General features: G+C 56.3%; 11 protein-coding genes. 8 read left to right on the top strand and 3 right to left on the bottom strand.

Annotated features, from left to right (window positions below):
* The first annotated feature begins 65 nt into the window (after positions 1-65).
* The 6 genes from ACQK2L_RS25585 (at position 66) to ACQK2L_RS25610 (ending at position 8,847) form a co-directional block, all read left to right on the top strand.
* Entirely contained in the window at positions 66-2,552 is a 2,487-nt protein-coding gene (locus ACQK2L_RS25585) for a heavy metal translocating P-type ATPase (RefSeq protein ID WP_425399887.1), read from the top strand.
* Positions 2,553-3,420: 868 nt separating this feature from the next.
* Positions 3,421-4,002 (top strand): carbon storage regulator, encoded by a 582-nt coding sequence (locus ACQK2L_RS25590; RefSeq protein ID WP_425399888.1) that lies wholly within the window; start codon positions 3,421-3,423, stop codon positions 4,000-4,002.
* 38 nt (positions 4,003-4,040) lie between these two features.
* Positions 4,041-5,561, top strand: a complete 1,521-nt coding sequence (locus tag ACQK2L_RS25595; protein WP_425399889.1) for a PP2C family protein-serine/threonine phosphatase — start codon at positions 4,041-4,043, stop codon at positions 5,559-5,561.
* 85 nt (positions 5,562-5,646) lie between these two features.
* Positions 5,647-7,194 carry a cation:proton antiporter gene (locus ACQK2L_RS25600; protein ID WP_425399890.1) on the top strand — a complete coding sequence of 516 codons (1,548 nt, stop codon included), beginning with the start codon at positions 5,647-5,649 and terminating at the stop codon, positions 7,192-7,194.
* 27 nt (positions 7,195-7,221) lie between these two features.
* Positions 7,222-7,722, top strand: a complete 501-nt coding sequence (locus tag ACQK2L_RS25605; protein ID WP_425399891.1) for an MgtC/SapB family protein — start codon at positions 7,222-7,224, stop codon at positions 7,720-7,722.
* Positions 7,723-7,899: 177 nt separating this feature from the next.
* Positions 7,900-8,847, top strand: a complete 948-nt coding sequence (locus tag ACQK2L_RS25610; protein ID WP_425399892.1) for a bestrophin family protein — start codon at positions 7,900-7,902, stop codon at positions 8,845-8,847.
* A gap of 508 nt (positions 8,848-9,355) precedes the next feature.
* Here the strand turns inward: ACQK2L_RS25610 and ACQK2L_RS25615 are convergent.
* Complete coding sequence (locus tag ACQK2L_RS25615) at positions 9,356-9,676, bottom strand: hypothetical protein (RefSeq protein WP_425399893.1); 321 nt, start codon at positions 9,674-9,676, stop codon at positions 9,356-9,358.
* Between the two features lie 67 nt (positions 9,677-9,743).
* Entirely contained in the window at positions 9,744-9,998 is a 255-nt protein-coding gene (locus tag ACQK2L_RS25620; RefSeq protein WP_425399894.1) for a hypothetical protein, read from the bottom strand.
* A gap of 444 nt (positions 9,999-10,442) precedes the next feature.
* Here ACQK2L_RS25620 and mobF point away from each other — a divergent pair, with 444 nt between their 5' ends.
* Together mobF and ACQK2L_RS25630 are read left to right on the top strand one after the other, a co-directional pair.
* Positions 10,443-13,133: a MobF family relaxase gene (gene mobF / locus ACQK2L_RS25625; protein ID WP_425399895.1), complete on the top strand. Its 2,691-nt coding sequence runs from the start codon at positions 10,443-10,445 to the stop codon at positions 13,131-13,133.
* The gene (locus ACQK2L_RS25630; protein ID WP_425399896.1) at positions 13,123-13,623 is read left to right on the top strand and encodes a hypothetical protein; all 501 of its coding nucleotides are present in this window, start codon (positions 13,123-13,125) and stop codon (positions 13,621-13,623) included. Before mobF ends, ACQK2L_RS25630 begins: the two co-directional genes overlap by 11 nt.
* A gap of 6 nt (positions 13,624-13,629) precedes the next feature.
* On the opposite strand, the gene ACQK2L_RS25635 is transcribed toward ACQK2L_RS25630, so the two are convergent.
* Positions 13,630-13,833 carry a hypothetical protein gene (locus ACQK2L_RS25635; protein WP_425399897.1) on the bottom strand — a complete coding sequence of 68 codons (204 nt, stop codon included), beginning with the start codon at positions 13,831-13,833 and terminating at the stop codon, positions 13,630-13,632.
* Between the last annotated feature and the right edge of the window lie 65 nt (positions 13,834-13,898).

Consider the following 13,898-nt stretch of genomic DNA (forward strand, 5'->3'; position numbering starts at 1 on the left):
AATGTGCTTGATCAGAGCCGTTATAAACGAAAACGCAGCATCGGCGATGAAACCAGTAGGACAGTATGATGACGAACAAGACGAGAATTGAAATTGACCTGATTCTGCCCAGCGTGCCGGATACGCGAGATGCCTGTGTCGAGCGATTGACCGAGCGGTTGGCCACAGTGGAAGGCATTGAGGCCGCACATCTTGCGGACAGAAAGTCGCCCGATCAGGAGCAGGTTTGCATTCACTATGACCCGAATCGAATCACGCTGGGGGAAGTGCGTAAACTGGCGATGCGTGCGGGTGCCGAACTCGACCAGCGCTATGGGCACCTGCTGATCCATTCGCAATCGATGCACGCCCGGCAGGCCCGCTCCGCCGAAGAGCGAATCCGGCAAATCGATGGCGTGCTGGAAGCTGCCGTGTCTCCCGCTGGAATGCTGCGGATCGAATTTGATCGGCAAGTCGTCAACGAAGACTCGCTTCGAACTGATCTGCAAAACATCGGCATGGGAAAAATCGTTGAGGAGAAGAAGCGAAAGACCGCCCCGTCCGCTGAGGTTGAGACCGAAGGTGCCGAGAATGAGGACGGCCATGAACATGGCGGCCAGTTTGGTGAAAAGACGGAACTCGGATTTTCTTTGCTCTGCGGGGGGCTGCTGCTCAGCGGTTGGCTTTTGTCACTCTTTACCGAAGTTGTCGCCTCGGTGCCCTTGGCGATCTATATCGGGGCCTACTTTTTCGGCGGCTTTTTCACTCTCCGCGAGGCGTTCCAGAACATCCGTGCCGGACGCTTCGAAATCGATTCCTTGATGCTCGTGGCAGCCATCGGCGCCGCATCGTTGGGAGAATGGGCTGAAGGCGCGCTGCTGCTGTTCCTGTTTAGCCTTGGGCACTCATTGGAGCATTACGCAATGGGGCGCGCGAAGAAGGCAATTGAGGCGCTCGCCGACCTCGCGCCACAAACGGCGCTCGTTCGGCATGAGGGTGGTTCCAAAGAAGTCCCGGTGGATCAGCTTCAAGTTGATGACGTGGTGATCGTCAAGCCGAACGAAAGAATTCCAGCGGATGGTTTCGTGATCAAAGGTGAAAGCAGCGTCAATCAGGCGCCAATTACCGGCGAAAGCGTTCCGGTGGACAAGCAACCGGTCGACGAACCTGAGCAGGCCGCACAGAACCCAGAACAACTTGACTCACGGCATCGCGTTTATACCGGTACGATCAACGAAAGCGGTGCGCTGGAAATTCAGGTCACCAAGCTTTCTTCTGAAAGCACATTGGCCCGCGTCGTAAAAATGGTTAGTGAAGCGGAAACTCAGAAGTCGCCCACACAGCGGTTCACGGACAAGTTCGAACGATACTTCGTACCGGCCGTGATTGCCTTTGCCGTCATTCTCCTGTTTGCCTGGGTCGTGATCGACGAGCCGTTCAGCGCTTCGTTCTATCGTGCGATGGCGGTGCTCGTGGCGGCTAGTCCCTGTGCACTGGCTATTTCAACGCCCAGCGCCGTCCTCAGCGGGATCGCCCGCGCCGCTCGCGGCGGCGTGCTCGTCAAGGGGGGCGGACCGCTGGAGCACCTGGGTACCCTGGGAGCGATAGCATTCGATAAGACAGGCACACTGACCGAAGGCAAGCCACGCCTGACCGATGCAATCGGGCATGACGGCGTTGCGGAAGACGAGTTGCTGAGGGTCGCCGTGGCCGTGGAGGAACTCAGTGATCATCCGCTGGCCGCCGCTGTGGTTCGCGATGGACGCGAACGTCTGGGCGGGGAATCGACACCTCAAGCCCATGATTTGCAAAGTATCACTGGCCGGGGCGTCAAAGCCAGGGTCGACGGACAAGCCGTCTACATCGGAAAGGATGACTTATTCGGAGAAGTAGAGGGGACTCCGTTGCCGGAGTCCGTTCGCGAGCAAGTTGAAGCGCTGGAAGCGGACGGCCGTACGACAATGATCGTGCGCCGGGGCGAAACATACCTGGGCGTGCTGGGCTTGATGGACACGCCCCGTGAAACGGCGAAACGGACGGTCGCCAGATTGCGCGAGCTGGGCGTGCGGAGAATGATCATGATCTCCGGCGACAATCAGCAAGTCGCCGATGCTGTCGCGAAAGAAGTCGGCATTGACGAAGCGTGGGGGGACCTGATGCCCGACGATAAAGTCGAATCCATTAAGAAGCTGCGCAAGGAGGATGGTGTCGCAATGGTCGGCGACGGCGTCAACGATGCACCGGCGATGGCTAATGCGACCGTCGGCATCGCCATGGGAGCGGCCGGTTCCGACGTTGCACTGGAGACGGCTGACGTGGCGCTCATGGCGGACGATTTGAACCATCTGCCGTTCGCGGTGGGCCTAAGCCGGCAGACCAGCCGGATTATTCGCCAGAACCTCTGGGTCAGTCTCGGCATGGTACTATTTCTGGTTCCGGCCACTGTTCTCGGTTTGCAGATGGGAGCGGCCGTCCTGTTCCATGAAGGATCGACACTGCTTGTGGTATTCAACGCACTCCGGCTGCTGGCCTATGCCCAAAATGATTCGGATGGACGTGGTTCACAGGACTGATAAAGTTGACGTTTTGGCGCTCTTTCGACGGTTATCTGGTGGATTCTCGGAGCAATCATGGGTAGCAGCATTCTCAGTGCCTAGGGCTTGGCGCTACTCCCCGCATTGGGGAATCCGACCAGAGGGGTGCTCGCCGAATGGTTGCGTCCTTCCCAGAAATGCTGAACCGTGCGTTGCACGCGGCTCTTGTGGTTTCTGAATCCTTTTCGTAAATGGCGGTGCCGCTCCTTATGGGAGCGGCGAGGGTGGTCTGGCGGCGCTTGGTCTTGACGCATCGACGGATTTTTCGGAGAATCATTCCGCGATGGGAAACGATGCGCACAGATTCCAACGTGGATTGGCTTGGACAGCGACTTTGCTGCTGCTGTTCGCTGCGCCGTTGTCGTCATCGTTCGGAACTTGCTGCCATTCCATTGATGCGACTCAGTGTTGCCAGGGTGCCGAACACGGCGTCCCTTGCCACAGCCCAACATGCGAGTGCCATCGACCGGCGACATTTGCGCCGTCCCCACAATCATCTGGGCAGCGGTTGGGACAATGTGATCTGATCGTCGCTAGGTCGGATGCGATCGAATTGCCGTGGCTCGATCTTCAGGCAGATGCTTCCTCTCTTCCTGCTCCGCCCCCCGCAACGGCGCTTGAGCGCTGTGTGCTCTTCTCGCGGTTGACGCTGTAATCTTGCGCGGGCAATTTGCATCCGTAAATTGAACGTTTTACGGCTGCGCATAAGGCTGGGTTGCCGTCAGCGTCGCTTTTCTCTTGTCCGATGCCTTGCGCTCGACAAGTTGGCTTGCAGCGTTTCCCCTTCTCGAATGTTCAATCATCTTTCCATGGCACAACAAGAGGTGCCAGAAAAGGAGGCCCTTGCATGTTAGTCGTCACCCGTAAACTCACTGAGGCGATTGAGATTCCTTCACTCAACGTCTCCCTTGCTGTGCAGAGTGTCGAAGGCCGGCGCGTGCGTCTGGCCGTTTCCGCACCGCCGGAATTTCCGTTGTCCCGGGAAGAGGTGGCGACGCGAACGAATCCGCAGTCGTACCCCGAGACCAGGATGGAGGGCGTTCGCATCCTGTTGGCGGACGGCGATTCCTCGCTTGTCAAAGTCTATGCAACGCACCTGTCGTTATTGGGATTCGAAGTGGCCACGGCCGAGAGTGGGGTTGAGTGCTTCGCTCGCCTCCGCGATCAGATGCCTCATCTGGTGGTCCTGGATGCCGGTTTATTATGGGGCCGTGCGGCAGGCGTTTTAGCTGTTATGAAAGAGCATACCGAACTTCCTGCCGTGCCCGTTCTGATGACATACGACCGGACTTGTGAGCAGGCATTGCCTGATCTTTATTCGTTCCACGTGAGCGATTATGCAGAAAAACCTCTCACGCCAAGCCAACTCGCGCAATGGATTCGCGAGCTACTCGCGTTTCCAAGCATCGGCGGCAGTGGACGAGCATGAACTCATCCCGTGCTGAAAGGAGTGAATGGGATTTCGCGATGAACGATATCACCCAAGATGCTGCAAAACGACAACCACCACGGCGATCGATAGGGAAACTCCTGATTTGGGCCGTCAACCTGCCGTTACTGGCTGCGCTGGCGCTGTTGTTGCCATTGGATTATCGGCGTGAGATGGAAGACGCGGTTGTGGCGAAGCACGCGGCGCTGGAAGAGGAGGCGATGACAATCTACGAAGGGCTAAGCGCCCTTGGTCAGAAAGGTCAGCGAGAGTCTATCCAGAAATACATCGATTCGGTATGCGCTCGCATGCAAGAGTCGCGATCGCCAGGCCATCACATAGTCCTTCACTGGAATCATCAAGTGTTGCAAGCGGATGCCCATCATCCCGCCTCGCCGGAAATGATCCGTGCTATGCAAGAAGCTTCCGTTTCGTCTGACCATCGCGCTGTGGTCGGAGGCGAGTCATTGGTCGTTGGCACCTTTGCTGGTGACGGCGTGGAAGTGTGGGTTTCGGAGTATACCACGAACATCCGCCGCTCGATTCGGCGCGAGATTCTCTTGCATTTGGCATGGCTCGCGGCGCTGGCAGCCGTCGCAGCAGCAATCGTCAATCTGGTTCTCTGGCGAATCGTGACTCGCCCTGTGAAACGTCTGTCGAACGCCGTCTTGCGTATCGCGAATGGCCATTACGAGGTGAATTCCAATGGTTTTCGCTGTCGCGAAATGAACGATTTGTCGAGCGCAGTCGAGCAAATGTCCAAAATACTGGCTGACGACGAGCGCAACCGGCAGATGCAAATGGATCGGGCCCGGCGAATTCAGGAGCACCTGTTGCCGAACGGGGTGGAGGTTCCGGGGCTTCGCATCGCCCATTTGTACCAACCCGCCGATGAGGTGGCCGGTGACTATTTTGATTTCATCCGTCTGCCCGACGATATGTGGTTGATCTGCATAGCCGATGTAGCCGGGCACGGCATCTCAGCGGCCATGGGGGCGGCCATGCTCAAGGCCCTCATGTTGCACGCTGTGGAGCAGCATCGCGAGCCGTCGAAGGTCTTACAGTATATAAACAATCGACTTCCCGCTTTGCTGTGCGACGGATTCATCACGATGTTTCTCGCTCGCTGGAACCCCCAAGGGCAGCAGTTGGATTATGCCAGCGCTGGCCATGAACCGGGCCTCCTGCTCTCACCACGCGGTGATCTGCGACAATTGCCGTCTACCGGACTGCCTTTGGGTATCGATCCGACCTCCAACTGGGAAAGCGAGGCAATTAGCCTCATGCCTGGTGAGCGGTTGTTCTTGACGACCGATGGAGTCGCTGAGACCAGTGATCCCAGCGGCGAGTTGCTTGGCCGCGATAGGCTGGCCGATTTGATACTCAGACGGAGCATGCAGACGCCCTGCGAGATCGTAGCTGCGATCAGTACGGACGTGTTGAGACATCGGGCCGGCGGGAAAGTAAACGACGATGTGACAGCGTTGCTCTTGGAAGTGAAGGGGGAGTGGGCGTCGAGCGATGTTGTAATTCGAGAGAATAACGCATGTGCGAAGTGAGCCGTATCAGCAACCGTACATTCTCGTGGGAAAAATGAATCGAGTGACCGTCCCGTCCAAGTCGCAACACTGACATGCAAATAAAATGACGATTCAAAATAGACACCTGCTCATGCTGCTGTTGGCCATTTCGTGGCTGTTGATTGGCGCAATCTGGGCGGGAGTGCATCCACGGTCATCGGCTTGGGCCGGGCAAGAGAACCAGGCATTGGAGAAAACGGCTTCAGCAATCGGCGAAGCCGAACACGCCGAATCTGCGCATGAACTGCCGTTCTCGCCGATTCTGCTGGAGTTGGCGGTGGTCACCGGAGTGGCAATGCTCGGTCGCTGGCTGGCAGAATCCCTAAAGCAATCGTCCGTGCTGGGCGAATTGTTGATCGGCGTCGCCGCTGGAAATATCGGTTTTTGGCTGGGCATCCCTTTGTTTGTCATGGTGATGCATCTAGGCGAGGCCATGCCGTTGTTCAGCGAAGTCTGGCTGACAGGTCGCGCGGTCTCGGATGCCGCGAGTGAGATATTCTCAACGGCCGAGTTGGCCGAGGGAGGCAGCGCGAGCCGGCTGGTGGAGATCATGACCGGCCCAGACGGACCACGCTACGTCGCGATGACTTTTGCACTATGGATGTTTTCCGAACTCGGCGTGATCCTCCTGTTGTTCATGGTCGGTCTGGAGTCGCAGATCGACGAGATGCTAAAGGTCGGCTGGCGGGCCTTGATGGTGGCCATCGTCGGTGTTGTGGCACCATTCGTACTGGGTATGCTGACCGGCATGTGGCTGTTGCCCGACGCCGGATCAACGGTCCACATCTTCCTTGCTGCCACGCTGTGCGCGACGAGTGTTGGCATCACGGCCCGCGTGTTTCGCGACCTGGGCAGATTGCAAACGCGCGAAGCCAAAGTCATTCTCGGCGCCGCGGTGATCGATGACGTGCTGGGGCTGATCATCCTGGCGGTGGTCGTCGGCATCGCCTCGACGGGGCAGATTGACGCACTGGAAATCGGCCGCATTTCCCTGTTGTCGATCTTGTTTCTCGGTTCGGTGCTCATGTTTGGTGGAAAGCTCGTCAGTTGGCTCGTCCCGTTGGTCACGACGCTGGAAGAACATCATGTCAAACTGCTATTTCCCCTGGCCTTGGCATTCCTTTTGGCTTGGATAGCCAGTGCCATTGAATTGGCACCGATCGTGGGCGCCTTCGCGGCTGGTTTAATCTTGAGTGAAGAGCATTTCAAAAAGGTTTCCGGTCAGACAACGATGGAAAGCCTGATCGCTCCCCTGGAACGGATTTTCGCACCGATTTTCTTTGTTCTGATGGGGATGCAGGTCAACCTGCAATCGTTTCTCGATCCGACGACCTTCTGGTTGGCGTTGGCCTTCAGCGCCGTGGCCATCATCGGCAAGCTGGTCTGCGGCCTGCTGGCCGGTCGCGACACCGACCGCTGGTCGGTTGGGCTGGGTATGGTCCCGCGCGGCGAGGTGGGACTGATTTTTGCCAGCATCGGTAAGGGGCTGGGCGTTGTTAGTGGTTCCGTATTTTCTGCTCTGGTCGTGACGGTAATAATCACCACGTTGATTACACCGATCTCCTTGAAGTGGTCGCTGTTTCGCACGTCCGAAGTGGACGAGCAGATGTAAGCCACAGGAAAGAGGACACGATTTCTGATGGTCGACTGGGAATTGGAAACGATGTATGCCTTGCGGGTGGTCATTGCCGCGTTCTTGGGCGGTATGATCGGCTGGGAACGCGAGTGGCATGGTAGGGAGGCTGGCATTCGCACATATGCCTCCGTGGCTCTCGGTTCGTGTGTCTTTGCGCTGATTTCTTCGCATATTCCTGATGCCGAGCCGTCGCGGTTAGCCGCGAACATTGTGACAGGAGTAGGGTTTTTGGGTGCGGGCATCATCCTGCGTGATCGTGGTCGTACCGTGGGGCTGACCACAGCCGCCACGATTTGGGCAACCGCTGCTGTCGGAACCGCAGTGGGCTTTGGTATGTATTTGCTAGCGATTCTTACGGCGTTTATCGTCTTCGGAGTTCTTGCGGCCCACCATCTCCCCGGCTGGAACGCCTTTTCTAGGAACTCCGAAGAGACCAATACAGCAATTACTGGCGCTAATGCGACAGCGACGCCGGACAGCCACAAGACGGAGATTGATTCCTGAGTGACTGAGTGGTGTGTTGCTGGTGGTCCCTGGTGGGCCGCTTTGCCCTTTGATCAATGACATGATGAACATCGTATTGACACTTATTCTTGAAGTGATATCAGATTCGTTGGCGAGCGCATGAAAGACTTGTATGCCCCGACATCACCAAGGCACATCGGAGTGGCTACCTAGAACATGATTGTAACAGAGAAGACAAGCTGGCTGCGAATGATCTTTGCGGTCCACGGAACGACAATGGGCAAAGTGTGGCCGCGAGTTTTTATCGTAACTGCGTTCGCGGGCGTGGTGACTTACGTCTCCAGCGTCGCCGGCGTCCACAAGTATTCGTTGACACCAGCCCCTTTTACCGTTGTCGGTCTAGCCTTGGCGATATTCCTCGGATTTCGCAATAACGCTGCATACGATCGTTACTGGGAAGGGCGTAAGCTATGGGGCAGCATGGTTAACACAACGCGGACGTTTGCGATTCAGGTTCTTACAGTAACCCACGCGGAAGAAGGTGCCGACTTCGCTGAGTTAAAGCAACTACGTGGCAGACTCATTCGGTTAATTCTTGCGTATGTCAATGCCTTGCGACACAAATTGCGCGACACCACTCCCGAAGCGGAGTTGTACGAATATATGGAGGATAAAGCATCTGCTGAGGCCGTGCGGCGGCATGCCAATACTCCAGTTGCAATTGGTCGCCTGATTGCAGAGATGATTGCTGTAGCCGAGCAGCGAGGCTGGCTGAAAACTTTTCATGTGCCCCTGCTCTACAACAATCTGACGGAAATGATTTCAGTTCAGGGTGCATGTGAGCGAATCAAGTCGACTCCCATTCCGTACACGTACAGCGTCCTTACTCACCGCACCACCATGCTGTACTGCCTCGCGTTGCCCTGTGGACTGCATGACACTGTTGGCATCCTCACACCACTGGTCGTGGGCTTTGTTGCGTATGCCTTCTTGGGGCTCGATGCGGTGGGAGATGAGATCGAACAGCCGTTCGGTCTCGACGACAACCATTTACCGCTACACTCGATTACGAGGACGATTGAGATCAACCTTCTTCAACTGGAAGACATTGATTCGAATCCCGTCCCACCGGCACTTCATCCGCAGAAGCACGTACTACATTAGAATATCAATTGCAATACGCTTTTGCTGATTTGGGAGTTGGGCCGAAACAAGCAAGAAAGCGTATCATTGGGCGGTTCGCACTCTCCGCATAGATCACTGTGAGGGCGATTGTTCAAGCGAAGCGTGCTGTCTTTGGTTTTTCCGACAGCGGTTATACTCAGCGGGGCACAGGTAAACTCAATTCGATCGCGCGATAGATGTTCGCTGGCGTTTTCCCGTGGAAAACAGCGGATTTCCCCGGGAAATCCAGCCTATGCTGTGCATAGGGAAGACGCCTGTCAACACGTGTTCTGCTTTTCTCGCGCGAATTCCGCGACACGCTGCGATGGCTTGGAGGGCACCGCAGGCGGTAAAATTCGACTGTGCAAGGGCCGAAACGGAAGCAAAAGTGGGCAAGCGGCCAGCCTGAAGTGCGGTCTGCTTGCAGCAAGGAAAGAGGGGAGCAGCAGAAGCCAGGCACCAGCCTTGAGCCGTGCCTGGAAACCTATCTTAAGGCGTGGCTTACAGCCTATTCAGAAGCAGATTCGCTGTCCGGATCAGACATTGTAATGCGAACGTGGAAAAAGGCGTTTTCTGGCGTAGGGACGGTACTGATGAAGTAGCCAATGCGGTTGACGAAGCAAATACCGCTTTGGATGTAGAGGTCGCCATCGTCGCCGTCAACGAGCGTCCAGACGGTTGCTGGGTCTTGTTGGCGCAGGAAATCAAGTTCGGGACCGTACGTCTCGAACAAGCACCCATCCCAGCCAGCATTCGGATTCAGGTGGTTGGGCATGAGCGGGTAGTGCTCATCAAATTCATCTTCGGTCAGCTCAAGCAAGTCAGTCATTCAGCAAGTCCTTTCATATCGGAGCGAAGAAGACAAGTCGGCAGGTCTATGCCTGCCGATTTGTGATTCATGCGGCTTGCGAAGTCGAAGCGTCACTTGAGTCGGATGCCAATTGGTTGGCGATCCAGCTATGGGCCAGGTCGAGCAGCTTCGCCAAGGTGAGCAGGTCGTCGAAGCCAATGCTGCTAGTCTCCTTCCAGCCATCATCTTGCTTGTACGCTCGACTGGGCGTGACGCTGTACCAACTGCCTTTGTCGCTCTGATTCTTCCAAATCGTGACGCTCAAAAGGCAAATGCGAATCTTGTGTGCGGGTTTTGTCATTGCTTGTCTCCTGTGCTTGTGTTTAAGACCGCGACCATCGCGGCCTATGGCACCAGAGACGAAAGCCGCCCCATGCCGGGGCAAGTGCGCACCGGGCAAGCGAAAGGCCGAAGGCTTCCTTCAGGAAAGCGGCCTTGGCAGCTTGAGCGGACCGGCGGCGGCTTTATCGGTGTCCATCAATGGCCGAGGGCGAGGTCTGATCTCACACGGAAAGCAAGCAGGAGATTCGAGCGGATGAGTACTGCACCAGCTGTCGCATGAGCCGATGGCCCCTCAGCGAGAAAAAGTGAAAAAATTGTAAACGGCTGCGCTATAGCAGCCATGAAGTGATGAAGTTGAAGTGATATTGCACTCGATGACATCTCGCAAACGAAGACTGAGTGCGCGAGAGCATAGAGTCGTTAAGAAAGAATTAACGAATGCGAGCCTAAGATAGAATTAGGCATGATACGCATTACGCAACAGAATAGTGGTAAGGATGCCAAGCGTTACTACGCCACGGCAGATTACTACAGTGAAGGTCAGGAACTGATTGGTTCTTGGGGTGGCCTCGGTGCCGCTCGCCTTGGCCTTTCGGGCACCGTCGATCAGTTTGCGTTTGAGCGTTTGTGCGACAACCTCCATCCGCAAACCGGAAAATCTTTGACCGTCCGCACGCGAAGCGATCGTACGGTCGGCTACGACTTTACCTTCTCCGTTCCCAAGTCCGTGTCGCTGCTTTATGCCTTGAGCGGAGATCAAGATGTGCTTACGGCCTTTCGCGGTGCGGTCGATGAGACAATGCGTGAGATGGAGGCCGAAATGAAAACCCGCGTGCGTGTAGGCGGTCAAGATCGCAACCGCACGACGGGCAACATGGCCTGGGCGGAGTTCATCCACACGACATCCCGGCCGGTTGATGGCATCCCCGATCCACAGTTGCATGCGCATGTGTTCGTGTTCAACACGACCTGGGACCAAAAAGAGGGTCGTTGGAAGGCAGGCCAGTTCCAGGATTTGAAACGCGATGCGCCGTACTTCCAGGCAGCGTTTCGCGTACGACTGGCAGGCAAGCTGCAAGAGTTGGGCTTTGGTATTGAGCGCAATCGCGGCGACTTCGAGATTGCCGGTATGTCCAAAGATGTATTGGGCCGTTTCTCACGGCGCACGGCCTTGATCGAAAAACTGGCCGAGGAGTTGGGGATTTCCAAGCCAGAACGAAAGGGTGAATTGGGGGCGTCTTCCCGTGAACGAAAAGGAAAGCCGATGAGCATGGAAGAGCTTCGCAAGGAATGGCACGCAAGACTTTCCAGCGATGAGCAGGACGCAATTGCGAAGGTCCATCGCCGTGAAGTCGCATTTGCGCCCCCTGATCCGGGTCACGTCAAAGCAGTCGATCATGCCATTGAGCATAGCTTCGTGCGCGAGGCCGTGATTCCTGAGCGCAAACTGCTGACTGAAGCGTTGAAGCGTGGGATCGGCGAAGTGACTGTTGAGCAGACGAGCAAAGAGCTGGCTTCGCGCGACTTGATTCGGCGCGACGTAAAAGGACGGCCGTCAGTGACGACGAAGGAGATGCTCGCCCTGGAATCGCAGATGATCGATTACGCCCGCGATGGTCGGGGGCGATGCCGGCCATTGGGCGATCCAAAACGGCCGATTTCACGTGAATGGTTCAATGAGGGGCAGAAAGCTGCCGTATCGCATGTGCTGTCATCGCGGGACCGAGTAATGATCATCCGTGGGGCAGCTGGTACGGGAAAGACAACATTAGAGCAAGAAATCGGCGAAGCACTGATCGAAGTGGGCAAACCCGTCGTGGCGATCGCCCCATCAGTCAAGGCGAGTCGTGAAGTGCTACGTGAGGAAGCGGGTTTTGCCAAGGCGGACACGGTTGCCCGGTTTCTCAAAGACAAGCAGATGCAACAATCCGCCAAAGGCGGCGTCATCTTGGTGGATGAAGCGAGTTTGCTGGGCACGCGCGACATGCACAGTATCTTTACCATCGCCAAGTCGGTGGATACGCGGGTGCTACTGGTGGGCGATCGGCGTCAACATCGCAGCGTCTCAGCAGGTGAGCCGCTCAAACTGTTGGAAAAGTCCGCCGGGCTGAAGGTGGCTGAAGTCACCGAGATTCTCCGGCAAGGCGGTGACTACAAGAAAGCCGCCAAGGCGCTCAGCGAAGGCCGGACGGCCGATGCGTTCTTCGAGTTGGACAAACTCGGCTGGATCAAAGAAGTCAGCGATGAGAACCGCAATCAGGAGTTGGCTTCAGCATATCTGGCAGCTACGAGCGAGAAGAAAATCGGCGGTGCGACCAAATCGGCACTGATCGTCTCGCCAACGCATGCGGAAGCGGGACGCATCACGCGAGCCATTCGCGATGGGCTGAAAAAAGAAGGAAAGCTTGGCGAAGAGAGGCTAATCGATGCGTGGCTTCCTGCGCATTTGACCGAAGCACAGCGAGCGGATACCAGCGAATACGGCCCCGGCGATATGATTCAGTTCCATCAAAACGCTCCTGGCCATACCAAGGGCAAACGCATCATCGTCAGCGATGCCAGTGACGTGCCGACAGCGCAGGCGTCGCACTTTACGGTGTATCGGCCTGCTCAGTTTGGCCTTGCTGCCGGTGACCGCCTGCGTATCACCGCAGGCGGCACCACCAAAGACGGCAAGCATCGATTGAGCAATGGCTCGCTGCTTACCGTGAAGGGATTTACAAAGAGCGGTGACATTATTGATCAACGCGGTTGGGTGATTAGCAAAGACTTTGGTCATTTCACGCACGGCTATGTCGTGACTAGTCATGCGAGCCAAGGCGTGACGGTCGATAAGGTCTTTGTGGGGATTTCCAGCGAATCCTTGCCAGCGACGGATCAACGCACGGCCTATGTGGCTGTGACACGCGGACGGCAATCTGTGGAAGTCTTCACCGATGACCGTGATGCGTTGCTCAAAGCCATCAGCCGTGACGATGACAGTCTATCGGCGACTGATCTCAACGAAACAATGACTGAAGCCAGTACGACCCAGAAACGAAACCGGCGTCGCAATTTCGTACGTGGACAAGGTGTATTCATTGCCGGAGCGGCCTTGGAGGGCCGCGACGGCTCAAATGGTACCGGAGAGCGGGGATTGGACCATGCACGATGACCGACCAACCCATCAGCAGCGATTGCAAGGCATTCTTCGCCAGGGAGGCCCCAGTGGACCGACCGACGCGGGCGGGGGCGAGGGAGAATGCGCTGCCTTTGGCTATTTACGCGGCGCGAAGGATTCAGCGAGTTCGATTGAACTTCGCTTTAGTGATGGCAACAGCACCTGGTTTCCTTACGCGTGGTTGGGAAACTGGAAGTTCAACCCGTCGGAAGGGCTTTTGCTGAAGTTTTCCGGTGATCTGGTTTACCTGGTGCTGATTCGCGGTAGCAATCTCGACAAACCGCTTCCGGAGGGATCGGTCAATCTCACACGTGCCGGACTGCAACGTCAGCGAGTGATCTGGCTGCGAGAAATGAGCGACGAAGACATTCGCTCTACCGGAGAGGATGGACCTACGATCGACCGTATCGAGGTCGGCGAGTTCGAGTCACATAAGGAACTCAAAGAGTGGTTGTCAGAACGTGCGCCGGGCTTCATGCACTGAGTCACCCTAGCGGCCTCGTCCGCGTTCATGGTCACGCGAACCGAACACGTCCTTGAGGATTTCATTTGCCGCATAGCCTGTCATGACAATCATTGATCCCAATGCCACATAGTTGAGGACCATCGCCAGTCGTTCATTGTTGCACTGCCTGGACATAAACTGTGCCTGATTGCCAAGCGCGTTGAAAGTATATGTTGGTGGTACTGCCATCCTTTAATATATCACGATTAAATTGCTTGCGCAATAGTCTGAGTGCGGGTTCTAGCGATTTTCGG

This window comes from Aeoliella sp. (genome assembly GCF_965227375.1).
Taxonomy (GTDB): domain Bacteria; phylum Planctomycetota; class Planctomycetia; order Pirellulales; family Lacipirellulaceae; genus Aeoliella.

Bases quoted from the DNA above. Each gene is read 5' to 3' on its own strand.
- ACQK2L_RS25585 (WP_425399887.1), top strand. From the start codon at position 66: ATGATGACGAACAAGACGAGAATTGAAATTGACCTGATTCTGCCCAGC.
- ACQK2L_RS25590 (WP_425399888.1), top strand. From the start codon at position 3,421: ATGTTAGTCGTCACCCGTAAACTCACTGAGGCGATTGAGATTCCTTCA.
- ACQK2L_RS25595 (WP_425399889.1), top strand. From the start codon at position 4,041: ATGAACGATATCACCCAAGATGCTGCAAAACGACAACCACCACGGCGA.
- ACQK2L_RS25600 (WP_425399890.1), top strand. From the start codon at position 5,647: ATGACGATTCAAAATAGACACCTGCTCATGCTGCTGTTGGCCATTTCG.
- ACQK2L_RS25605 (WP_425399891.1), top strand. From the start codon at position 7,222: ATGGTCGACTGGGAATTGGAAACGATGTATGCCTTGCGGGTGGTCATT.
- ACQK2L_RS25610 (WP_425399892.1), top strand. From the start codon at position 7,900: ATGATTGTAACAGAGAAGACAAGCTGGCTGCGAATGATCTTTGCGGTC.
- ACQK2L_RS25615 (WP_425399893.1), bottom strand. From the start codon at position 9,676: ATGACTGACTTGCTTGAGCTGACCGAAGATGAATTTGATGAGCACTAC.
- ACQK2L_RS25620 (WP_425399894.1), bottom strand. From the start codon at position 9,998: ATGACAAAACCCGCACACAAGATTCGCATTTGCCTTTTGAGCGTCACG.
- mobF (WP_425399895.1), top strand. From the start codon at position 10,443: ATGATACGCATTACGCAACAGAATAGTGGTAAGGATGCCAAGCGTTAC.
- ACQK2L_RS25630 (WP_425399896.1), top strand. From the start codon at position 13,123: ATGCACGATGACCGACCAACCCATCAGCAGCGATTGCAAGGCATTCTT.
- ACQK2L_RS25635 (WP_425399897.1), bottom strand. From the start codon at position 13,833: ATGGCAGTACCACCAACATATACTTTCAACGCGCTTGGCAATCAGGCA.